At 62.2% G+C, this 22,661-nt stretch carries 20 protein-coding genes; 4 read left to right on the top strand and 16 right to left on the bottom strand.

Going from position 1 to position 22,661, the window contains the following annotated elements; all coding sequences use genetic code 11:
• Nucleotides 1–12 precede the first annotated feature (12 nt).
• The 15 genes from ACR3EL_RS18615 to ACR3EL_RS18545 all read right to left on the bottom strand — a co-directional run bounded on the left by ACR3EL_RS18615 (nucleotide 13) and on the right by ACR3EL_RS18545 (nucleotide 17,368).
• Entirely contained in the window at nucleotides 13–744 is a 732-nt protein-coding gene (locus ACR3EL_RS18615; protein WP_170341604.1) for an amino acid ABC transporter ATP-binding protein, read from the bottom strand.
• Nucleotides 744–1,577: an amino acid ABC transporter permease gene (locus tag ACR3EL_RS18610; RefSeq protein WP_170341603.1), complete on the bottom strand. Its 834-nt coding sequence runs from the start codon at nucleotides 1,575–1,577 to the stop codon at nucleotides 744–746. Before ACR3EL_RS18610 ends, ACR3EL_RS18615 begins: the two co-directional genes overlap by 1 nt.
• Before the next feature lies 1 nt (nucleotide 1,578).
• A complete protein-coding gene (locus ACR3EL_RS18605) occupies nucleotides 1,579–2,394 on the bottom strand; it encodes an ABC transporter substrate-binding protein (RefSeq protein WP_170341601.1) in 816 nt (271 codons plus the stop codon).
• Nucleotides 2,395–2,499: 105 nt separating this feature from the next.
• Complete coding sequence (locus tag ACR3EL_RS18600) at nucleotides 2,500–3,915, bottom strand: FAD-binding oxidoreductase (RefSeq protein ID WP_170341600.1); 1,416 nt, start codon at nucleotides 3,913–3,915, stop codon at nucleotides 2,500–2,502.
• A gap of 105 nt (nucleotides 3,916–4,020) precedes the next feature.
• Nucleotides 4,021–4,278, bottom strand: coding sequence for a DUF4242 domain-containing protein (locus ACR3EL_RS18595; RefSeq protein ID WP_093963294.1), 258 nt, complete (start codon nucleotides 4,276–4,278; stop codon nucleotides 4,021–4,023).
• Between the two features lie 30 nt (nucleotides 4,279–4,308).
• Nucleotides 4,309–7,869, bottom strand: coding sequence for an AAA family ATPase (locus ACR3EL_RS18590; protein ID WP_170341599.1), 3,561 nt, complete (start codon nucleotides 7,867–7,869; stop codon nucleotides 4,309–4,311).
• Nucleotides 7,870–7,957: 88 nt separating this feature from the next.
• Complete coding sequence (locus ACR3EL_RS18585) at nucleotides 7,958–9,694, bottom strand: SulP family inorganic anion transporter (protein WP_170341597.1); 1,737 nt, start codon at nucleotides 9,692–9,694, stop codon at nucleotides 7,958–7,960.
• 65 nt (nucleotides 9,695–9,759) lie between these two features.
• Nucleotides 9,760–11,442: a bifunctional protein tyrosine phosphatase family protein/NAD(P)/FAD-dependent oxidoreductase gene (locus ACR3EL_RS18580; RefSeq protein WP_170341596.1), complete on the bottom strand. Its 1,683-nt coding sequence runs from the start codon at nucleotides 11,440–11,442 to the stop codon at nucleotides 9,760–9,762.
• 15 nt (nucleotides 11,443–11,457) lie between these two features.
• Complete coding sequence (locus ACR3EL_RS18575; protein WP_170341794.1) at nucleotides 11,458–12,342, bottom strand: MBL fold metallo-hydrolase; 885 nt, start codon at nucleotides 12,340–12,342, stop codon at nucleotides 11,458–11,460.
• A gap of 85 nt (nucleotides 12,343–12,427) precedes the next feature.
• Nucleotides 12,428–12,865 (bottom strand): DUF6691 family protein, encoded by a 438-nt coding sequence (locus ACR3EL_RS18570; protein WP_093963297.1) that lies wholly within the window; start codon nucleotides 12,863–12,865, stop codon nucleotides 12,428–12,430.
• Nucleotides 12,866–12,869: 4 nt separating this feature from the next.
• Entirely contained in the window at nucleotides 12,870–13,301 is a 432-nt protein-coding gene (locus tag ACR3EL_RS18565) for a YeeE/YedE family protein (RefSeq protein WP_480722564.1), read from the bottom strand.
• A gap of 1 nt (nucleotide 13,302) precedes the next feature.
• The gene (locus tag ACR3EL_RS18560; protein WP_480722561.1) at nucleotides 13,303–13,518 is read right to left on the bottom strand and encodes a YgaP family membrane protein; all 216 of its coding nucleotides are present in this window, start codon (nucleotides 13,516–13,518) and stop codon (nucleotides 13,303–13,305) included.
• Between the two features lie 96 nt (nucleotides 13,519–13,614).
• The gene (locus ACR3EL_RS18555; RefSeq protein WP_170441228.1) at nucleotides 13,615–14,280 is read right to left on the bottom strand and encodes a Crp/Fnr family transcriptional regulator; all 666 of its coding nucleotides are present in this window, start codon (nucleotides 14,278–14,280) and stop codon (nucleotides 13,615–13,617) included.
• A 177-nt stretch (nucleotides 14,281–14,457) separates the two neighbouring features.
• Nucleotides 14,458–14,844: a Cu(I)-responsive transcriptional regulator gene (gene cueR / locus ACR3EL_RS18550; RefSeq protein ID WP_093963300.1), complete on the bottom strand. Its 387-nt coding sequence runs from the start codon at nucleotides 14,842–14,844 to the stop codon at nucleotides 14,458–14,460.
• Between the two features lie 13 nt (nucleotides 14,845–14,857).
• Nucleotides 14,858–17,368 (bottom strand): heavy metal translocating P-type ATPase, encoded by a 2,511-nt coding sequence (locus ACR3EL_RS18545; protein ID WP_480722558.1) that lies wholly within the window; start codon nucleotides 17,366–17,368, stop codon nucleotides 14,858–14,860.
• Between the two features lie 248 nt (nucleotides 17,369–17,616).
• Between ACR3EL_RS18545 and ACR3EL_RS18540 the strand changes: the two genes are divergently transcribed.
• The gene (locus ACR3EL_RS18540) at nucleotides 17,617–17,889 is read left to right on the top strand and encodes a hypothetical protein (RefSeq protein WP_170341585.1); all 273 of its coding nucleotides are present in this window, start codon (nucleotides 17,617–17,619) and stop codon (nucleotides 17,887–17,889) included.
• Between the two features lie 4 nt (nucleotides 17,890–17,893).
• On the opposite strand, the gene ACR3EL_RS18535 is transcribed toward ACR3EL_RS18540, so the two are convergent.
• A complete protein-coding gene (locus ACR3EL_RS18535) occupies nucleotides 17,894–18,556 on the bottom strand; it encodes a L,D-transpeptidase (RefSeq protein WP_093963303.1) in 663 nt (220 codons plus the stop codon).
• Between the two features lie 303 nt (nucleotides 18,557–18,859).
• On the opposite strand from ACR3EL_RS18535, the gene ACR3EL_RS18530 reads away from it, so the two are divergent.
• The 3 genes from ACR3EL_RS18530 (at nucleotide 18,860) to pstA (ending at nucleotide 22,656) form a co-directional block, all read left to right on the top strand.
• Complete coding sequence (locus tag ACR3EL_RS18530) at nucleotides 18,860–19,897, top strand: substrate-binding domain-containing protein (protein ID WP_170341583.1); 1,038 nt, start codon at nucleotides 18,860–18,862, stop codon at nucleotides 19,895–19,897.
• Between the two features lie 66 nt (nucleotides 19,898–19,963).
• Nucleotides 19,964–21,340 carry a phosphate ABC transporter permease subunit PstC gene (gene pstC, locus ACR3EL_RS18525; RefSeq protein WP_254437823.1) on the top strand — a complete coding sequence of 459 codons (1,377 nt, stop codon included), beginning with the start codon at nucleotides 19,964–19,966 and terminating at the stop codon, nucleotides 21,338–21,340.
• A gap of 11 nt (nucleotides 21,341–21,351) precedes the next feature.
• On the top strand, nucleotides 21,352–22,656 hold the full coding sequence (pstA, locus tag ACR3EL_RS18520; RefSeq protein ID WP_170341579.1) for a phosphate ABC transporter permease PstA: 1,305 nt from the start codon (nucleotides 21,352–21,354) through the stop codon (nucleotides 22,654–22,656).
• Nucleotides 22,657–22,661 lie beyond the last annotated feature (5 nt).

Below are 22,661 nucleotides of genomic sequence, written 5' to 3'. Positions count from 1 at the left end.
GCGCGCCGGCGTTTACTTGAGCGCGCGCGCGAGGAATTGCCGTGTGGCGTCCTGCTGCGGGTGGTCGAACAGCTGCTCGGGCGGGCCTTCCTCGACGATGCGGCCGTTCTGCAGGAAACACACCTTGTCTGCGGCCTGCCGGGCAAAGCCCATTTCGTGCGTGGCCATCACCATCGTCATGCCCTGCTGCTTGAGCATCAGCAGAACGTCCAGAACCTCGCCCACCAGTTGCGGGTCCAGGGCCGAGGTGATCTCGTCGAACAGCATCACCTCGGGCTGCATGGCCAATGCCCGCGCGATGGCGACGCGCTGCTGCTGTCCGCCTGACAGCTGGTCGGGATAGTTGTGCATCCGGTCGGCCAGCCCGAAGCGTTCGAACATCTCTTCGATCTGGGGCAGCAGTTCAGCGCGCGTGCGGCCGCGCACGCGGCGCGGCGCCAGCATCACGTTGTCCAGCGCGGTCATGTGCGGGAACAGGTTGAAGCTCTGGAACACGATGCCGATGCGCGCGCGCACCGATTGCGGATCCAGACCCGGCACCGAGATGTCGACCCCGTCCAGCAGGATCTCACCATCCTCGATCGGCTCGAGCAGGTTGATGCAGCGCAGAACGGTGGATTTTCCCGCCCCCGAAGCGCCGATCAGGCAGACCATCTGCCCCTCGTCCACGGTCAGGTCGATGCCGTCGCAGACGGTGCGGTCGCCAAAGCGTTTGATGACGTTGCGCAGGTTCAGTTTCGCCATCAGCGCCGCTCTCGCATTTGTCGGGCCATCAGGTGGTCGGCATAGCGCGTCGCCGGGATGGTCACGATCAGGAAGATGATCGCCGCGCCCACATAGGGCGTGAAATTGGCCAGCAGCGATTTGAACACGCCGGCCTGGCGGAAGATCTCGACCGGGCCGATGAAACTGAGAAGCGACACGTCCTTTTGCAGCGCGATCAGCATGTTCATCTGCGAGGGCACGACGTTGCGGACGGCCTGCGGCAGCACCACGTCGCGCATCACCTGGCCTTCGGTCAGGCCCAGCGACAGGGCGGCGGCGCGCTGGCTGTGATGGACGCTGTCGATGCCCGAGCGGAAAATCTCGGCCACATAGGCCGAATAGGTCAGGATCAGCGCCAGCGATCCCCAGATATAGGGCGAGTTCCATGGCCGGGTCAGGCCCAGCCCGGGAATGCCGAAACCGATCAGATAGACGGTCAGGATCACAGGCACGCCACGGAAGATGTCGGTGAAGGCCGCGCCGAAGATGCGCAACGGGAACAGCGCGGGTGATTTTGTGTCGCGGGCCAGCGCGATCAGCAGCCCCAGCACCGCGATCGCGGGCGCCGACCAGGCAAAGATCATCACGTTGATCTTGAAGGCTTCAAGCAGCTTCGGGAAGGTCTTGACCAGAACCTCGCCGTTGAAAAAGCTCTGCTGGACCTTGGCCCAGCCCGGCGCCAGCGGCACCAGCACGATCAGCGCCACGACGACCAGAACGGTGCTGGTCGCGGCGATCCGGATCGACCGCCACCGCTGCTGCGCCTCAAAAAGTTCGCGGCGGGTCGGGCCCGCCGTTCTGTTCTGTGTCATGTCACTTGATCAGCGGAACGCCCGTCGTGTCCTGCAGCCATTTAGCTTCGATCTCGGCCAGCTTGCCGCTTTCGGTCAGCGCGGCGATGGCGGCATCCACGCAGGATTTCAGCGGGTTGCCTTCCTCCATCAGCATGCCGAACTGATCGGGGTTGTCGCCTTGATCGGCAGGGAACTGGCCGATCACCTTGGACCCTTCGATCATCACCGCGCTCAGGAACAGGGCGGTGGGCAGGTCGAACAGCGCGGCGTCGATCTGGTTGGCGGTCATTGCGGCATTTACGTCGGCATTGTCGCCATAGAGCAGCGGATCGGCATCCGGCTGGATCACGCTGGCCAGTTTCGGCACGGCGGTGGTCGACCCGACCGCGCCCCATTGCAGGCCCTTCAGCGCCTCGAGCGTGGGCGGGGTGTCAACGGCGTTTGCGCTGACCAGAACGGCCATCGGCGCGGTGTAGTAGGGGGCCGAAAAATCGACGACCTGATCGCGCTCGGGCGTGATCGAGTATTGCTGGATGTTCACGTCGAAATTCTTGGCGCCGGGCTGGATCGCCTCGTCAAAGGATGATCGGGCCCAGACCACGTCATCCGCGGCAAAGCCCATCTCTTCGGCCACGGCATAGGCGACGGCGGCTTCGAAGCCCTGGCCGGATTCGGGCGCGTCGTCCATCACCCACGGGTAATAGGCCGGGTTTCCGGTGGCCACGGTGAACTTGCCCTCTGTCAGGGTCTTGCCCGCGGCGCAATGCCCGTCCGCAAGGGCCGAAGTTGCGGTGAACGCAAGGGTTGCGGCCGCGATCGAAAGCATCTTGGACATGAGTCTGGGTCTCCTGTTGGGAATGTCGGGCCCACGGTAGTGTTGCCCGCCGACCCTGTCCAGTTGGTCGCGGTCTATGCCAGACACCGCAAGAAGTTCAAGTCGTCACGCGGGTGGAATGTTGTGGTTCACTCGGAACAGGTTGCCGGGATCGTACCGGCCTTTGATCCGGGACAATTGGGCCGCGTTCGCACCATAGGCCGATGACAGGGCGGTGGCCTCGTCCGCTGGCATGAAATTGACATAAGCGCTGCCGGTTGCATGCGGCGACATGCGGTCATAGAGCGCACGCGCCCAGGCGATGCAGGTGTCATCCTTGGCCGGATCTTCCCAACGGGTGTGCACGTTCATGATGAAATGGGCCGAGCGTTGGGGATAGGCCGTAGCCGCAGCCTCGACCCGGGCCATCGCACCGCCGACATGGGCAATGAACACTTCGCAGGACGGGTCCGGAAGGGTCGAGATACTGTCCAGAAGCCCTGCGATTGCATCCGTGGGCAGGGCATCAAAATCGTGACTTTTCCAATAGTTCCGCGCGCCGGGGGTCAGCAGCGGGTCAAAAGCGGCCTGCCAGTCGACGAACGCGTGCGGCGAGATCACGTCCACGATCGGGTCTCCGAGGGCGCGCAGCGGCTCCATCGCGGCTTCGCCGTTTTCGATGGGACCTGCATAGCAGGCGGCAAAGATCAGCACCTCGCGCCCGTGCCATTTCTCGGGAAGGAAGGGCAGGGGAGGGGCCTTGCGCATCACCGTCCAGACCGTCAGCTCGTCAGGCGCAGTGTCAGCGATCCGTGCGTATTCGGGCAGCAGGGCGGGGCCCTGCTCGATCGGATGCACCACAAGGCCGGACAGCACCTGCGGCCCCAGCGGATGCAGGCGGAACTCGAACGAGGTAACCACGCCGAAATTGCCGCCACCGCCGCGAATGGCCCAGAACAGGTCCGGGTGGCTGTTTTCCGATGCGGTCACGATTGAACCATCGGCCAGCACCACCTCGGCCGAGATCAGGTTGTCGATGGTCATACCGAACTTGCGCGTCGTCCAGCCAAAGCCGCCACCCAGTGTCAGCCCGGCGATCCCGGTGGTCGAGTTGATGCCCGTCGGAACCACCAACCCGTGCGCCTGCGTTTCGCGGTCCACGTCACCCAGTACCGCGCCCGGCGCGACACGCGCGGTGCGGGCCTTCGGGTCGACATGCACCGATTTCATCTGCGACAGGTCCAGCATCACCGCATCATCGGCCACCGCATGCCCTGCAATCTGGTGCCCGCCTGAGCGGACGGACATGATCAGCCCCGCCTCGCGCACGAAATTGACGGCCTTCTGCACATCGCTGGCCCCTAACGCCCGTATCACAAAGCCGGGTTTGCGGTCGACGATGCTGTTCCAGGTCGTCCGGGCTTCATCGTATTCCGGGCTGCCGGGAAGAAAGACGGATCCACGCAGCGACGCGTCCAAAGCGTCCAGCCCGTCTTGGTCCACGGTTTTGGTGCTGCCGTTCAGTGTTATCAGGTCAAACATGATCAGTCCTCCAGATCAGGTGGACAGGTTTCCTGCGGTGCTGCCTCGGGCAATGGGTCGCGCGCCCCATTCGAGCGAAGGGCGCTCAATGCAAATTGGGTCGTTTCAGGCGAAGATGCCGGGATCGATCCGATCAACTGGTGTGATGACGTCAGCCGGAATGTTCAGACGCTTGGCCGCCTTGCGCAGGCTTTCCGCGTCCGGCGCCTCGTACAGGCAATAGGTTTTTCGCTTGTCCGCGCTCAGGAACGAGAAAATCCACTCGATCCCTTCTTCGTCGTTGATTTCCTTGATCTTTACCTTGTCATCGTCGCCAAGCTCAAGCTGTTCGGCGAAGTTCCGTTCGATGATGTACCTTGGCATTATGCACCCCCCTGCGCATGTGCTCGGAGTCTAAGACGCGGATCCTTCAAGTTTTGACCTAAGGGAAACCATACCCAATTCCCGGGCAGTTGCCAACGCTTCGGCCTCAAGCGACAGGGCCGAGCGCAGATCCTGAGCGCGACCGCGACGGCGAAGAGCCCAGGCGCGCGCGGCTTGGCTGTGGGCGATCCACGGCGGAGCGGCCATCGCTGTGTCCACTTGGATCGCGGTTTCGAACAGCTCGTCGGCGGTGTCCCAATCACCCAACACGGCGGACAGAGCTCCCAGCCGCCGGGCCGCGGATCCGGTGCAGACGGTTGTCGCGCCGGCCGTGATCGTCAGGTCCCTATAGGGCAGCAGCTTGTCGATCAGCGTTTGGGCATGGTGCGTGTTCTCGACTGCCACGCAGATATCCGCCAGATAGGACAGGGTGGTCGAGTACATCGCGTCCTGAGGCAGGTCAAAACCGGTGTCCGCGATCTCATTGAGAATTCGCTCGGCGGGCTCGCGAAACCCCAGTTCGGCGGCTATCAGGCCGAATCCGGGTTTCCAGCTGGTTTCGCCGGGGCTGTCGGACATGAGCCGTTTGATCACAGGGGCCACCTCATGCAGCCGGGCCTGCTCGCGCCGGATGGTGAACATCTGAACGCCGTAGACACCCTCGACATGGGCGCCGTGTGTCTGACGCCCAATTTTGACCGCTTCGTCTGCATAGGTCTCGGCGCGTTCGAAATCACCATTCAGGATGGCCACCATTGCACGGGCGTGGATCTGGACCCAATACAGCTGTCGGTGGTTGTCCTTGTCCGAAATCTCGGTCAGCAGTTTCAACGAGGTGTCGACCAACTGGCGGTCCGCCATTTCGGCACCGACAAACAGGCTCAGGGTACGGTCGCGACCCTGATCGATGTTTCCAAGCTTTTCCGCAACTTCGTGCATGGATTCGAGGTTCTTGCGCCAGTTCCGCCGATCTTCGCCCTGTCGCGCCACGAAGGGAGCGCCGAAGCGGGTCATCATGACGGCGAACTGGGATTTGTGATCCCCCAGCCGGGCGGCCAGTTCCATGCATAGCTGGCCATATTTGGCGCCCTCGGAAAAGTCGCCGATGAACATGTAGGCGCGGGCGATCTGGGCCATCAGACGACACCGCCGAACTTCATCTGTTGGCGGCAGGTTGTCTAATGCCTCAAGGCAAAGGCTGATCGCCTGGCCGTGCCGTTGACCGGCCATCATGCATGAATCGGCGAAGTGATGTGCCGCGTCGGCAGCAAGGTCCGTCCGGCCTGAGTGCCGGGCCGCGTCCGAAGCTTCCTTCAGTTTGGCGATTCCTTCCGGCAACCTGCCTGCGCTGTCATAGCTGCGCCCAAGCAGCAGGTTTCCAACGATCGTCTGAGGGCTTTTTTCGTCGCCGAGTTTTTGCGCGGCTTTCAGGGTTTCCGTCGCATTGGCCAGGGCCTCCTGGCTGGCCGACCGTGACAGGGCCATTTCCGTCGCAGCGCGCCATCGGTCATAGGCGGCAGCCCAGTCTTCGGCCTCGGTCAGGTGCCGGGCGGCCAACTCGGGGCGCCGTTCAATCTCGGCCGACCGCAACTGCATCAGCGCGCGGGCGACATTGGCGTGTTGGGCCTTGCGCGTGCTACTGAGCATGGACTGATAGGCGGTGTCCCTTATCAACGCATGGCGGAATACATAGTGCCCTTTGTGGTGTCCGCTTTCAAAGACCAGACCAGCACGACATAGCTCAGCCAGACAAGTGTCGAGCTCTGCCGGGGCTTCCGGCATCGACGCGGCAAGCAGAGCCGGTTCGAACTCGCGACCGATAACGGACGCGGCAAGAGCCGTTTGCTTGGCGTCGGGCGATACGGCGTCCAACCGGGCCATCAATGCTCCGCTGAGGGACGAGGGCACGTTCACACCTACCCCGCCGGTTTCGTGTATCGCGCGGGTCAGTTCCTCGACAAAAAGGGGCACGCCGTCGGTTTTGTCGACAATCAGGTCGACCAATTCCGGATCCGGATCGCGGCCCGAGACACGTTGCACCAGATGGGCGACCTGCTCGGCATCAAGCCGCCCCAGATGCAGGGTTTGGACATGGCTGTCCCCTTCGGTCTTCTGCATTTCCCAGCCGGGGCGATGCGTGATCACGATCAGAAGGGGAAGGTCGACGCACAACGCTTTGAAACGGTCCAGCAGCGCGTGGGTCGAGGCGTCGATCCAATGGGCGTCCTCGACAAACAGGATGACCGGACGTTGGACGGCCCGGGCCTTTACCGTGGTGATCAGCGCTTGGATCGTCAGGTCTCGCTGTTCCTGGGGCGACAGTTGCAGGACCTGCTGGGCCAAGGTGCTTCGCGGGGCGACCAAGGCGGCGAAGGCAGGAAGAACTAGGTCCAGATCCAGTCCCTGCCGTTGGGCCAGCATGTCGTGAACACTCTCCTGCACCCTGTCGTCGTCAAAATCCGGGTCGACGCCCGCATCCTGCGAGATCCGTTCGGCAACCGGGTGAAACGGACTGCTGGTCAGGTAGGGTGAGCAGTTCAGTCTGATGATGTCGGCCTGATGGACCACGCTTTCGTCCTGCAGAAACTCCTCGATCAGGCGCGACTTGCCGATTCCCGCTTCACCTGACAGCAGGACCACCTCGCCTTTGCCGTCCTGCGCGTGTTTCCAGGATTGCAGAAGGATGCCCTTTTCAAAACTACGGCCGATCAGGAATCCGTGGGCACCATCCCCGCGAACCGCGTGGAACCGGCTTTCGGCGTTGCGTTCAGCCATGACCTGAACCAGGTCGTGCGCGGCATCGAAGCCTTTCAGAGGCACGCGGCCCAAGGATGAAACCTCGAACACGCCATCCAACGACCCTGTCAGGTCTGCATGGGGCATGACGACGGCGTTTGCCGGGGCTTTTTCCTGCAACCTGGCGGCCAAGTTCAACACCGGCCCGGTCATGGCGCCTTCTTCGAACGAGTTTTCACCGATCGCGTCACCGACAACCACGTCACCGCTGGCGATGCCGATGCGGACGGCGAGCGGGGTTCCGTCGGGCGTCGTCATCTGCCGGACCCTTCGCACGGCTTCGAGACCGGCTTTGACGGCCCGAATGGCGTGATCCTCATAGGCGCGGGGCCACCCGAAAAAGACCAGCAGCCCGTCGCCAAGGTATTTTGCGACATATCCTCCATACCGGCTGACAGCACCTGCGACGGAATCCTGGTATCTCTGCAACAGGATCCGCATGTCTTCGGGGTCGATCCGGTTGGTCAATTCGGTCGAGCCGACGAGGTCGGCAAAAAAGACCGTCAGATGGCGCCGCTCGGCCGGAGCGCGCGACGGTTGCCCATCCGTGTCGGGCCGTATTTCGGCTGCGGCCGCTGCGATGTCAGATGTGGGTTGCTCGGGCGCGTGTTCATCAGACAGGACGCGGGCGGCAGCCAGAATGACCTTGCGATGCCCGAGGCTGACTCCAAGCTCTCGGAGATCGTCATTGGTCAGCAGAGGCAATACGCGTGCATCAACGTCATTCTCCGCAAAGGTCTCTGCGTATTGGCCCAGACCAAGATCGTTCAGCCATGTTTTGACCGTGAACCCCATTGACGGATCATGCGTGGTTGCAATTCGTCAATCAAGCGTGAGGAGTAAAATTTACATAATCATGATTACGCGGCTCAGGGATCAGAACTCATTCCGCGGCCCACGTGATCCGGTCAGGCGCGGTCAGTCTTTGCCAAGCGTCATATTGCGACAGGAACACCTGCCCGTTCAGTTCGTCGAGGAAATGCGACTGCTTCAGACGGTCCATGACCGGGCCTTTGACCTCGCTCAGGTGCAGCCCGACACCCATGTCGCGCAGGCGGTGGTTGATCGCCTCAAGGCTTTCGAGCGCCGAGAAGTCGACCTCGTTCACCGCCGAGAACATCAGCACCACGTTGCGGATCTCGCAGCCCTCGGTCACGCGCGACTGGATCAGGTCCTCGAGGAAGCGGGCATTCACGAAGTACAGGCTTTCATCCACCCGCAGCGTGACCAGCGTGGGGTCGGTCTGGACCTTGTGGCGCAGGATGTTGCGGAAGTGTTGAGTGCCCGGCACCAGCCCCAGTTCGGCCACATGTGGACGTGAAGTCTTGTAAAGATGCAGAAGGATCGAGATTGCCACGCCGCTGGCAACACCCGCTTCGACGCCGGCCATCAGGGTCAGGACGATTGTAGCGGCGACGGCGGTGAAATCGGCCCGTGAATAGCCCCAGGTCTTTTTGAGGATTGAAAAATCCACCAGGCTAAGCACCGCCACGATGATCGTCGCGGCCAGCGTCGCCTTGGGCAAGAAATAGACAAGCGGGGTCAGGAAGAGTGCGGCAACCGCCAGCCCAACGGCGGTGAAGGCACCGGCCGCCGGGGTCTCGGCGCCCGCGTCGAAGTTCACCACCGAGCGCGAGAATCCGCCGGTGACCGGAAAGCCCCCGGTGAAGGCGGCGCCCAGATTGGCCGCGCCCAGGCCGATCAGTTCCTGGTCGGGATCGACGCGCTGACGTTTCTTGGCCGCCAGCGTCTGCGCGACCGAGATGCTTTCGACGAAGCCGATGATCGAGATCAGGATGGCGGGCACCAGCAGCGCGCCGATCAGGTCCGAGGACAGCCCCGGCAGGGTCAGCGGAGGCAGGCTTTGGGGCACCTCGCCCACGATCTTGACGCCGCGCGCGTCCAGCCCGAAGGCCCAGACCGCCATCGTGGTTGCCACTACCGCCACCACAGGCCCGGCCTTGGTCAGCAAATCGGCCAAAAGCGGCGGTACGCCCATGCGCCGCAGCGCGGGTTTGAGGTTCTTGCGCACCCAGAACAGGAAGGCCGTGGCCAGTGCGCCGATCACCACCGTAATCCCGCTGGTCTGGTCCAGATGCGCCAAGATAGAGCCCAGCATCTCGGGCAGGGTATGGCCATGCGCGCTGACCCCCAGGATGTGTTTCAACTGGCTGGTGGCGATCAGAATGCCCGAGGCGGTGATGAAACCCGCGATCACCGGATGAGACAGGAAGTTGGCCAGAAAGCCCAGCCGGAACACACCCAGCAACACCAGGAACCCGCCCGACAGAAAGGCCAGTGTCAGCGCCGCCACCGCATATCCGGCGGTGCCCTGTTCAGCCACCTGCCCCACCGCGCTTGCCGTCAGCAGCGACACCACCGCCACCGGACCCACCGCCAGCGCCCGGCTGGTGCCGAAGATCGCATAGAGGATGATCGGCACGATCGAGGCATAGATCCCCGCCTCGGGCGGCAGCCCCGCCAGCAGCGCATAAGCCAGCGATTGCGGGATCAGCATGATCGTCACGATCACCGCCGCGATCAGGTCGTTCGACAGCGCCTCCCGGTCGTACCGGCGGCCCCAATCCAGAATTGGCAAGTATCGCAACAGGTTGTGCATCGGTTCCACGTTCAAGAGGGCGCAGGGCGGGTGTTGGATGGCGCAGGGCAAGAAGCCCTAGCGACCTATTCGGCCGCCACCTTCAGCGGCTCGGGCTTGGCCATCCATTCCTTGCCCTTCAGCATCGCTGACCAATAGACCGGCGGTAGCAGCTTTTCCTTCAGGAACCAGGCCGCGCGGCTGGGTTTGGTCCCGTCGATCAGGAGTTTCGGGAAGCTGGGCTTCAGGACGCCGCCATAGCCGAACTCGGCCAGCACGATCTTGCCGCGCTCTACCGTCAACGGGCACGAGCCATAGCCGTCATAGGCCGCCACCGGGGCGCGGCCTTGGATATCGGCCACGATGTTGTCGGCCACCACTGGCGCCTGCTTACGCGCCGCCGCCGCGGTTTTCGCGTTCGGCGCGTTCATCACGTCGCCCAGCGACCAGATGTTGTCGAAGCTCTTGTGGCGCAGCGTCGTCTGATCCACATCGACCCAACCTGCCGCATCCGCCAGCGGCGACACCCGGATGAAGTCTGGCGCCACCTGCGGCGGGCAGACATGCATCATGTCGAACTCGACCGTCACCTGCTCGGGCTGCTCGTCGGGCTTGGCCACCTTGAACGTGGCGGTCTTCGCCGTTCCGTCCACCGCCACCAGATTGTGGAAGAAATTCAGCGCGGCGTCGTATTTCTTGACGTAGTCCATCAGCGCCGGGACATAGTCCTTGACCCCGAACAGCACCCCGCCCGCGTTCATGAACTGGATGTCGATGTCCTGGAGAACTCCGCGCCGGACCCACGCATCGCCCGACAGGTACATCGCCTTTTGCGGCGCGCCGGCACATTTGATCGGCATCGGCGGCTGGGTGAACAGCGCCCGGCCCGCTTTCAGACCCTCGACCAGCTGCCAAGTATAAGGCGCCAGATCATAGCGATAGTTCGAGGTCACCCCGTTGCGGCCCAGAGTTTCCTCGAGCCCTTCGACCGCGCCCCAGTCCAGCTTGAGCCCAGGGGTCACCACCAGACGGTCGTATTTGACCACCCGGCAACCATCCAGAATGACAGCGTTGTTCTGTGGCTCGAACGCGGCCACGGCGGCCTTGATCCATTTGACCCCGCGCGGGATCAGCGCGCCCATGGTCTTGGCCGTCTGTTCCGGGGTGAACACGCCGCCGCCCACTAGGGTCCAGCCGGGTTGATAATAGTGCACGTCCGACGGGTCGATGATGGCGATCGACAGGTCGGATTTGCGCGCATGCAGGCTGGCAGCGGTGGCGATGCCCCCTGCCCCGCCGCCCACAATCACCACGTCAAAGGACGCGTCGCCGGTGTCGGTGGGCGTTTTGCCGCCATTGGCGATGCGGCGGGCCACGCCGCTCATGTCATATCCGGCAGCCTTGGTTGAGGTCAGGATGTCAGGCAAGGCTCGGCCCTGCGCGGCCTCGTGCAGCGACCAAAGCGTGGCCGAGCGCGTGCCCGTCCGGCAATAGGCCAGGATCGGACCTGGCAGTTCGGTCAGGGCTTGACCGAAGGCCTGCGCGTCCTCATCCCGAACCAGGCCAGTCTGGACGGGAACGTACCGGGCTTCGATGCCAAGCTTTTCTGCAGCGGCCTCGATTTCCCCGAATGTCGGTTGGTCGGACCCTTCACCGTCGGGGCGATTGCAGATGATGGCGCGGAAGCCCGCGGCCTTGATCGCCGGGATATCGGCAAGCGTTACCTGTGGCGACACCGAGAGTGCGCCCGAAATCTTTCGGATTTCCATTGTTGTCTCCTGCGGTCAGATCTTGTTGACCGGAACCTTGAGCATCTGGTTGCCGTCCTTGTCGGTCGGGATGTCACCCGCCCGGATATTGACCTGGATCGACGGGATGATCAGGGTCGGCATCGCCAGCGTCGCGTCACGCTCGGTGCGCATCTTGATGAACTCGTCCCGCGACTTGCCGCCGCCCACGTGAATGTTGTGCGCCTTTTCCTCGGCCACCGTGGTTTCCCAGCGAATGTCGCGGCCGTTGGGGCCGTAATCGTGGCACATGAACAGGCGGGTTTCGTCCGGCAGGCTCAGCACCTTCTGGATCGAGTCATAAAGCGTTCCCGCATCTCCGCCCGGAAAGTCGGCTCGGGCCGAACCACCATCGGGCATGAACAGCGTGTCACCCACAAACGCCGCATCGCCCATCACATGCACCATGCAGGCCGGTGTATGGCCCGGTGTGTGCATGGTGAAGGCGGTCATGTTGCCGATCTTGTAGGTCATGCCATCGGTGAACAGTGCATCGAACTGGCTGCCGTCACGCTGGAACTCGGTGCCTTCGTTGAAGATCTTGCCGAAGACCTCCTGCACGATCTTGATGTTCTCGCCAATGCCGATCTTGCCGCCCAGCTTCTGCTGGATGTAGGGCGCCGCCGACAGGTGATCGGCATGGGCGTGGGTCTCGATGATCCACTCCAGTTTCAGGCCCTGCTTTTCGATCTCGGCGATCAGCAGGTCGGCATGTTCGAATGTGATCCGGCCAGCGGCATAGTCGATGTCCATCACGCTGTCGATGATCGCGCAAGCGTTGGATGTCGGGTCCGAAACGATATAGCTGATCGTCGCCGTGGCCTCGTCGTAGAAGCCCTGAACCTTGGGTTTGACGCTCAGATCCACCGGATACGCGGAAATCGGTGTCGCGATTGCGTCAGCCATTTTCTGGTTGTGGGTGTCGATTGCCTTTTGGTCGGTCATGATCGTGCCTCCTCTCTGACGCTCAGGCCTTGGCCGAACGTGTAATCAATGGTTGCCCTTGCAGAATGCGCGCCAACGCCAGCCCGGCGGCGACCGCGCCCAGAAACAGCAGAACCTCCCACCGTCCGGTGCCCAGGGCCGGAATTGCCGCGCCCGGGCAGAATCCTGCGATGCCCCAGCCCACGCCAAACAAGGCTGAGCCGCCGACAAGCTTCATGTCGATGTGCTTTGCGCCCGGAATCTGGAACCGGTCCGCATAAAGCGGCGCGGCGCGTCGCCATACCAGGCGATAGCCGATGAATGTCACCACCAGCGCACCGCCCATAACGAAGGCGAGGCTGGGGTCCCAGGTTCCGGCCAGATCGAAGAAGTTCAACACCTTGGCCGGGTTCATCATGCCCGAGATCGCGATGCCTGTGCCGAAGACAAGGCCGGTCAGGAACGTATGGAACAGTTTCATTGCCTCACCCTCCGAATACGTGGCGGATCACGAAAACCGTGATGGCGGCAGTTACCATGAAGGTCGGAACGGCAACCAGGGACCGGGTCGACAACCGCGACAGGCCGCATACGCCGTGACCCGAGGTGCACCCCGAGCCGAGGCTGGCGCCCAGGCCGACGATGACTCCGCCGACCACGATCATCAGCGGGCTGATCGGTACCTCGATGGCCGGCGTGGAGCCGGTCAGCACGTAGATCAGACCCGGCGCAACGATCATTCCGGCAACAAGCGCCAGACGCCAGGAAAACTCGGACCCGCTGTCAGGAAAGACCAGACCGGACATGATCCCGGTGGCACCCATGATGCGGCCGAGGCCCAACATCAACAACACTGCGCCCAAGCCTATCAGCAGGCCGCCGCCAAAGGATGCAAAAGGCGTGAATACGGTTTCCATATTATCTGGTCCTGCAGGTTTTGATGCCCAAAAGCGTGTACACTGGGCAGAATTTCATGGTCGCGGTCAACAGCATGATGATGCCGACGATCACAGCGCCATATTTGAAAAGGGGTGCGGCGAACAGGGCCGGCCCGCTGAAGAGTGCCAGGTACAGCAGGACCAACCCAAGAGCTGCGCGCAGCGTGCGGTCGATCGTTCCGACGTTGTTGGTCATATCGCCCTCCATATTCAGGTTTCTGAATGGCATATATGACGCCAGGAGCGTCTCTTCAGTGACAATGTCACGAAAGCCGAGAAGATTCCCGAAAAATCAGGTGCTGTGGGCCAAAGCCTGCAAAGCCGTTGTGTCGGTGAGCGTTATCTTGCCCCGGGATTGCGAAACCAACTCGCGTTTCTGGAAGTCGTGGAGCACCCGCGAGACAACTTCACGCGCGGTTCCCAGTTCGCTGGCCAGTTGTTGATGTGTGGCCTGCACCTCGTTCGCGGCATCGGCCAATGCAAGCAGACGTTCCGCCAGCCGGACATCGATCCGGCCGAAGGCGACGTCATCGACCACACGCAGAAGGTCGATCAATCGGCGGGAATAGGCCTGGAACACGAAATCGCGAAACGCGTCCTCTTCCGCGGCAAGGCGGTCGAAGGCGGGCTTGGGCAGGACGATCGCGGTGACATCTGTTTCAGCAATGCCTTCGGCGTTATAGGCCTCTTCGGCCAGCATACATGCCGTGGTCAGCACGCAGCTTTCGCCGGCTTCGACCCGATACAAGACGATTTCGCGCCCCGTATCCGAGCTTTGTGAAACGCGGATCCGGCCTTCGTACAGAAACATGAGGCTGTCCGGCACATTGTCGGGCCCGAACACCTGGGCCCCGTTCGGGAACTTCACGATCCGCGCGGCCGCGCGCAACCGGGCGCGTACCGCATCGGGCAGGTGGCTGGTTCCGTGGAACCGCTGGGTCCAGTCAGTGATTGTCATGTGGCTGCTTGCATGGGTGGCCCAAAGCCCTCGTAGATCATTACGGTTCTGCCGTCTTTCGCCCGGCCTAGACGATACGTTCGTAACAACGCGTCCTGTGCACCTGCCGCATGGCCTAGGACAGAACCGTGGTCGCGATCAAGGGAAAGCGCCCGAAGGTGCCTCGGGTCTATCCTGTCAGTCGCGACCCAGATCCTTGAGGATCGGACAATCCGGGCGGTCATCTCCGGCGCATTCCTGGATCAGGTGCGACAGTGTTTCGCGCATGGCTTTCAAACCTTCGATCTTGGCATCGATCTCTTCGAGGTTCTGTTTGGCGATCCGCTTGACGTCCGCGCTGGCGCGGTGCTTGTCCTCGTACAGCGCCAGAAGCGAGCGGCAGTCTTCGATGGTGAACCCCAGCGACCGCGCGCGACCGATGAACGCCAGCTTGTGCAGTTCTTTCTCGTCGAAATGGCGGTATCCATTGGTCGAGCGTCTGGGTTTGATGAAACCGATATCCTCATAATACCGGATGGTCTTGGCCGGCAAACCCGAGCGTTCGGCGACGTCCCCGATGTTCATGGCGGCTCCTTTCCTATTCGGCGGGTGTGGGTGCGTGTGCAATGGTCTGCGGTTTGCGGTCGGATCCGCTCGGCGGCTGGGCCGCCTTGACCCAACGCAGCCGCAATGCGTTTGACAAGACAAACACGCTGGACAGCGCCATGGCGCCAGCCGCCAAAACCGGGGACAGCAAGGGTCCGCCAAAGGGATAGAGAACTCCCGCGGCCACCGGGATCAGCAGCGTGTTGTAGCCAAAGGCCCAGAACAGGTTCTGCCGGATATTGCGCATGGTGCGCTGGCTGATGTCGAAGGCGTTGACCACGCCGATCAGATCGCCCGACATCAGCACCACGTCTGCGGCCTCGATCGCGACGTCGGTCCCGGTGCCGATGGCAATTCCGACATCCGCGGCCGCCAGCGCCGGAGCATCGTTGATCCCATCACCGACAAAGGCCAATTTGCCGCCGTTCACCCGCAGGTTATCCAGTGCAGCGACTTTGCCTTCGGGCAGGACTTCGGCGACCACGGTGTCGATCCCAAGCTGTGCCGCGATGGCATCGGCCGTCGCCCTGTTGTCGCCCGTGATCATCGCCACTTTGAGCCCCAGCGCGTGCAAGGCTTCGATGGCCTCCGGTGTGCTGGGCTTGATCGGGTCGGCCACCGCGATTGCGGCGGCAGCGGTTCCGTCGATTGCGGCGTAGAGCGGTGTTCTGCCTTTGGCGGCCAACGACGCGCCGTGATCTGAAAGCGCGCTGATGTCGATGCCTTCGCGCTCCATCAGACGATCGGCACCGATGAGAATGCTGTGCCCTTCGACAGCCGCTTGAACCCCATAGCCGGTAATCGACTTGAAATCCTCGGGTTTCGGTAGATCCAGGCCGCGTGTCTCGGCCGCGCGTACGATGGCGGTGGCGATTGGATGTTCCGAAGTGGCTTCGACGGCTGCGACCAGACGCAGGACGGTGTCCTCATCCAGCCCTTGGGCGACCACAAGATCAGTCAGTTCCGGGCGGCCTTCGGTCAGGGTGCCGGTCTTGTCCACCGCTACAACAGTGGTTTCCTGCAACATCTGCAGCGCGTCGCCCTTGCGGAACAGAACGCCCATCTCCGCAGCGCGCCCCGTGCCCACCATGATCGATGTCGGCGTAGCCAGACCCATTGCGCATGGGCAGGCAATGATCAGCACCGCGACCCCGGCAACCAGAGCCATGCTGAGCGCCGGGTCCGGTCCGAACAGCAACCAAACAAGGACCGTCACGATCGCAACCGCAATCACCGCGGGCACAAACCAAAGGGTGATGCGGTCAACCATGCCCTGAATGGGCAGTTTCGCGCCCTGAGCCTGTTCGACCATCTGAATGATCTGCGCCAGCATCGTATCCGCTCCGATCTTTTCGGCGCGGACGGTCAACGCTCCGGTACCGTTCACGGTGCCGCCTACGACGGTTGCGTCAGAGGATTTTTCGACCGGAACGGGCTCACCCGTGATCATGCTTTCGTCGACATACGAACTGCCGCTCAGCACTGAACCATCGACCGGGATCTTTTCACCGGGACGCACATGAACCAGATCGCCCACTGCGATCTGATCGATGGGCAGTTCGACGATGCGGTTCTCCCGTTCGACCCGCGCGGTTTTGGCCTGCAGGCCGACCAGCTTGCGGATCGCCTCGCCGGTTCGGCCTTTGGCGCGTGCTTCAAGAAAGCGGCCCAGCAGGATCAGAACCACGATGACCGCGGCCGCCTCGTAATAGACATTGGCCGTGCCGGTCGGAAGGATTTCGGGCGCAAAGGTCGAGATCAGCGAGAACCCATAGGCCGCCGACGTGCCCAAAGCGACCAGCGAATTCATGTCTGGCGCACCCTTGGCAAGTGCTGGAAAGCCCTTGGTGTAGAATTGAAGACCGGGCCCGAACAGGACCAGTGTCGTCAAGACGAACTGAATGTAGTGGCTGGCTTGCAGGCCGATGGTGCTTGCAATCAGGTGATGCATGCCGGGAATGACGTGCGCGCCCATTTCAAGGATGAAAACCGGCAAAGCCAGGATTGCCGCAAACCCCGTTCGCAGTGCCAGTTTGCGGATTTCGTCAGCTTTGCGATCCTGCGCCGCTGCCTGAGCCGAGTTGCGCGGCGTCGCCGGGTACCCGGCCGCGTTGGCCAATGCAGCAATCGCTTCGGGTGTCGTGGCGCCCGCTGCAAACTGGACGGTCGCGCTTTCCGAGGCGAGGTTGACCGACGTCGCCAGCACCCCCTGCCCGGCAAGCAAAGCCTTCTCGACCCGGCCGACGCATGAAGCACAGCTCATGCCCTGGATGTTGAGCGTGACGGTCTCGGTTACGGCTGGATAGCCCGCCGCCTCCATCGCCTGTGCGATGGATTTGACATCAGCCGGAGCATGGAAATCCACCTGGACGCTCTCATTCGCCAGGTTTACTGCAGCCAAGTCGACGCCCGGAACCGCGCTGAGCGCACGCTCAACCCGGGCCACGCAAGACGCGCAACTCATCCCCTGAACCTGAAATTTGGCATTTGAAATATTGGCCATGTCGTCACCACGATTATCCGGTCGACCCTGTACATAAGGGTTCCAGCAAGTGGAAGGTCAAGGCCCTCTGCGGAATATCCCTGCACACCAAGCAAACCATCCCGTCAGGGCAAGAGCAGTTGCGGCTGTGCTCCGTCGGCAACAGGGCAACGATGGATGGCGACGGATCCTTGGTGAATTGAAGCGGAATCGCTTGGATGCGAGGGTATCACGCAAAGAGAATCACTTGGGAATCGGAAAGGTGCGGCATGACAACGAGGAAAGCATTGATTGGGCTATGCGCGCTGTCCCTGATTGCCGCCTGCACCGAGACCACGTCGATGTCCGGCGACAAAGCCCCCGGTGATCTTGCCAAAGTGCCCGAGGGCGTGGTCGAAATCGCTGCTCCGGGGCAGGACCTGACCGCCGTTCGGATCATGCCCGAAGACGGTTGTTACTGGTACCGTTACGTGGGTCCGGTCGAAACGACATACCTACCGCTGAGAACCGCCGATGGCCGCCCGATCTGTGCCCGGGCGTGACGGATCAGCTGCTGGCAGTCGCAAATCTTTCGGGTGGGTATAGATGAGCCGTCGCACCCGGCTGCACCCGGTCATACAGGCCTATGATATGGGCCATGACCATGCGCACACACCCTGAGCTTGCCCGCCCGCCGATAGACCGGGAATAGGGTGTTCCGTGGATGCGCAGATATGTGTCGCGATTGCCCTGAAACAGGTAGAAAGCGCGTGCGCCCAAGGGGTTGTTGGGTCCGCCGGGCATTCCGTCGGCAAACTGCGCATAGTCTTGCGGATCACGTTTGATCATGTCCGCGGTTGGGGTCCAACGCGGCCATTTGGCCTTGCGCCGGATGGTATAGGTCCCGGGTTCGTAGAGATTGCCACGGGCGATCGCCACGCCGTATCGCATCGCGGTTCCGCCCTCTTCGATGAAATACAGGTAGCGCGCGACCGCATCCACGTGAATGTCACCGGGCACCAGCGACCGATTGGTTTCGACCCGTTGCGGCAGAAACCGGGGATTCAACCCCCAAGGGTTCGAGGTGGCCGGGTCATAGTTGGCCGGCGTCACCTGCCTGTCCCAAGCCGCCCATTGAGATGCGGTCGACGCTTCGGCCGATGTCGCGCCGAGAATCGGTTGCGAGAAAACAGCAAGCGAAGTCGCAACAAAATGTCTTCTGGTCAGCATGTCTGCACCTCCAGTCGCCTTGCCGTGGCAGCAAGAAAAAAGATCGGACTAAACGATTCCCTGAAACAGACCCCGAGTCCATTCACTTGTTCGTTTGATGCAAAACCTTGTCGCAACTGGTGTTTTGAGGTCGTGCACAAACGGCTGCCGAAAGCCACGCATCTGGATAAGACGAATTTCTGAGCCGCCTCGGGTGGGTTGTCATAAAACTGTTACGGAAGCGTTACATAAGCTTCGCACGCCCGGACTACTGCACTCATCAAGGCCGCAGGGGGCGGCCAAAGCTGATTCTCAGGAGTGACCATGACCACCATCAAACTGACCGCTTCGGTTCTGGCAATCACCGCGATCGCCGCGTCCGCTGCCTCGGCGCGCGACGCCATCCGTATCGTCGGATCGTCGACCGTATTCCCGTACACCCAAGCCGTGGCCGAGCAGTTCGCCAACAACACGGGCGCAGCTTCGCCCATCGTCGAATCGACCGGTACCGGCGGCGGCATGAAAATCTTCTGCGAAGGCATCGGTGAAAACACCGCCGACATCACCGGCGCATCGCGTGCCATGAAGGCTTCGGAATACGAGCTGTGCCAAAAGAACGGCGTCACAGACATCTCGGAAGCCCTGATCGGTTTCGACGGCCTGTCGATCGCCATCTCGCGCAGCAATGAACAGGATTGGGACCTGTCGCTGGCCGACATCTACATGGCTCTCGGCGCCCAGGTGCCGGTTGATGGCGAGTGGAAGGACAACCCGTACAAGACCTGGAACGAAATCAACCCCGACCTGCCGGCCGTGGAAATCCTGGCCTATGGCCCGCCGCCGACCTCGGGCACCCGCGACGCGTTCGTCGAGCTGGCCATGCATGAAGGCTGCAAAGAGCTGGACTTCGTCAAGAGCGGTGACTTCGACAAGAAATGGGTCAAGGAAAACTGCTCGCGCATGCGTACCGACGGACCCTTCGTCGAAGCGGGCGAGAATGACAACCTGATCGTTCAGCGCCTTGAGGCGGACCCGAACGCCGTGGGCATCTTCGGCTACTCGTTCCTGTACGAGAACCTGGACAAGCTGAAGCCGGTCACGATCGAAGGCGTCGAGCCGAATGCCGACACCATCGCCGACAAATCCTATCCGGTGTCCCGCCCGCTGTACTTCTATGTAAAGAATGCGCATCGCGGCGTGATCCCGAACCTGGACGAGTTCCTGGCAGAATACATGTCGGATGATGCTTTGGCATCCGACGGCTACCTGGCCGAACGTGGTCTGGTTGGCCTGTCCGACGAGCGCCGTGAAGAGCTGCAGGACGCAATTCTGGACGGCCAGAACATGGAACCCAAGTCGTAAGATTTGCAATTCACAGGGCTGTCCGGCCGCGAAACCGGGCAGCCCATTTTTGTGCCTGGGGGGCAGATGACTACTTTCGTGTTTGCGGCGCTGTTGGGCGTCAGTATCCTTGGATATTTGCTGAACAGACGGGCTGCGGCCGGTCTGCGCGCAGATGGGACGTCCCTGCACTCCCTGCCCGGCTATCACGGGCTGTTTTCTTTTCTGTCCACGCTGGTTCCAGTCTTTGTGCTGATCGTACTTTGGCTGATCTTGCAGGGGCCGGTGATCGACCATGTGGTCATGTCGGGCCTGCCTGCCGGCAGCCTTGACGGATTGGAAACTGGCGGGCGCCAGCTGGTGCTGGCCGAGATCAAGTCGATCTCGCGCGGTCAGATTTTCGGCGAGCCGGAACAGTGGAAGACGGACGCAGCCCAGCGGTATCTTGAACTGCATCAGATGTCGGGATGGGTTCTGCTGTCGATCGTTGTCATTCTGTCACTGGCCATCGTGGCATTTGCCCGGTCGCGTGTCGGCGTCGAATTCCGCGCCCGCCACAGTGTGGAACGCATCGTTTCCGGCCTAATGATTTTCTGCTCGACCGTCGCCATCTTTACGACCGTCGGCATCATTGCCGCGCTGCTGTTCGAATCCATCCGCTTTTTCGAGATGGTGCCAATCACCGAGTTCTTCTTCGGGCTGAACTGGGAACCGCAGATTCCTCTGCGCGAGGACCAGATTGCGGCCGAAGGTGCCTTTGGCTGGCTTCCGGTCATCCTCGGCACGATCGTCATTACCGTGGTCGCGTTGTTCCTGGCGGTGCCGGTGGGCCTGCTGTCGGCCATCTACCTGAACGAATTCGCGCCCGACCGCTTGCGGGCGGTGGCCAAGCCAGTGCTGGAGATTCTGGCCGGCGTGCCGACCGTGGTCTATGGCTTTTTCGCGATCCTGGTCGTGGCCCCGGCCATGCGCAGTTTCGGAGCCTCACTGGGCATTCCGGTTTCGCCCAACACGGCGCTGGCCGCAGGCAGCGTGATGGGCATCATGCTGATCCCGTTTATCTCGTCCTTTACCGACGACGCCCTGTCAGCCGTGCCGAAATCTCTGCGTGACGGAGCACTGGCGCTGGGTGCGACACGGGCCGAGACGGTTCTGAACGTGCTGTTCCCCGCCGCCATTCCCGGCATCGTCGGTGGCATCCTGTTGGCCGTCAGCCGCGCGATCGGGGAAACCATGATCGTTGTGATGGCGGCGGGCCTGATCGCCTCGCTGACCATCAACCCGCTGGACAGCGTGACCACGGTGACCGTGCAGATCGTCACGCTTCTGATCGGCGACACCTCGTTCGACAACCCCAAGACGCTGGCAGCCTTTGCCTTGGGCATGATGCTGTTCGTCGTCACCCTGATCATCAACGTCTTCGCGCTGCGCATCGTGCGCAAGTACCGCGAAGCCTATGACTGAGGCCAAGAATCATGGCTGACCTGACTGCAGGACAAAACAACTCGCCCAAAGGCGGAGACACCGCCGACGCCGTGCGCGCCGGCCTAGCCCGCCGCAACCGCAAGCAGAAGATACTGCAGGGCCTTGGCCTGGGCGCGATTGGGTTTGCATTTCTGATGCTGTTCATCCTGGTGGCCTCGCTGGTGTCATCCGGATACCAGGCGTTCACCCAGACCAAGATCACGCTCGAGGTCTATGTCGACCCCGAGGAGATCGAGCCCGAAAAGCTGCCGCGGGGCGGTTTCAAGGACGTGTTGCAAGCCTCGCTGTCCGAGTTGCTGCCCGAGGTGGACACCAGCGATCGGGCTACCCGAAAGGCCCTGTCAGGCATTCTGTCCAACGGAGCGCAGTTTGATCTGCGCGACCGGGTGGTGGCCGACCCTGCGCTGATTGGTCAGACCATCACGATGACCGTGCCGGTATCTGACCCGTATGACCAGCTGAACAAGGGCACCATCGACCGCGACACGCCCGAACAGAACCGCCGCTTGAACGATGCCGAGATTGCGTGGTTCGATCAGCTCAAGGCCGAAGGCGTGATCAGCAAGCCGCTGAACACCGGCCTGGTCACCAATGCCGACAGCCGGTTCCCCGAATTGGCGGGCCTGAAGGGTGCGCTGATCGGGTCGTTCTGGGCGCTGTTCGTGTGTTTCGTGATTTCCTTCCCGCTGGGCATCGGCGCGGCGATCTACCTTGAGGAATTCGCGCCCAAGAACAAGGTCAGTGACTTCATCGAGGTCAACATCAACAACCTGGCCGCGGTGCCGTCGGTCGTTTTCGGCCTGTTGGCGCTGGCGGTGTTCATCGGCTGGTTCGGGCTACCGCGCTCGGCCCCGTTCGTGGGTGGCATGACGCTGGCGCTGATGACCATGCCGACGATCATCATCGCCACCCGCGCGGCGCTGAAGGCCGTGCCGCCCTCGATCCGCGAGGCGGCCCTGGGCATCGGTGCGTCCAAGCACCAGGTGGTGTTCGGTCATGTGCTGCCGCTGGCGATGCCCGGCATCCTGACCGGTACGATCATCGGGCTGGCGCAGGCCTTGGGGGAAACTGCTCCGTTGCTGCTGATCGGGATGAACGCGTTCATCACCTCGGCCCCGGCTGGCCCGTTCGACAGTGCCACCGCCCTACCCACGCAGATCTTCATCTGGGCTGACAGCCCCGAGCGCGGCTTCGTCAGCCGGACCTCGGCCGCGATCCTGGTGCTGCTGGGGTTCCTGGTCACGATGAATGCAATCGCGATCTATCTTCGCAACAAATTCGAGCGCAGCTGGTAAGCGCA

This window comes from Ruegeria sp. BJ3 (genome assembly GCF_056535665.1).
This window is presented reverse-complemented; position numbering and strand designations above follow the sequence as displayed.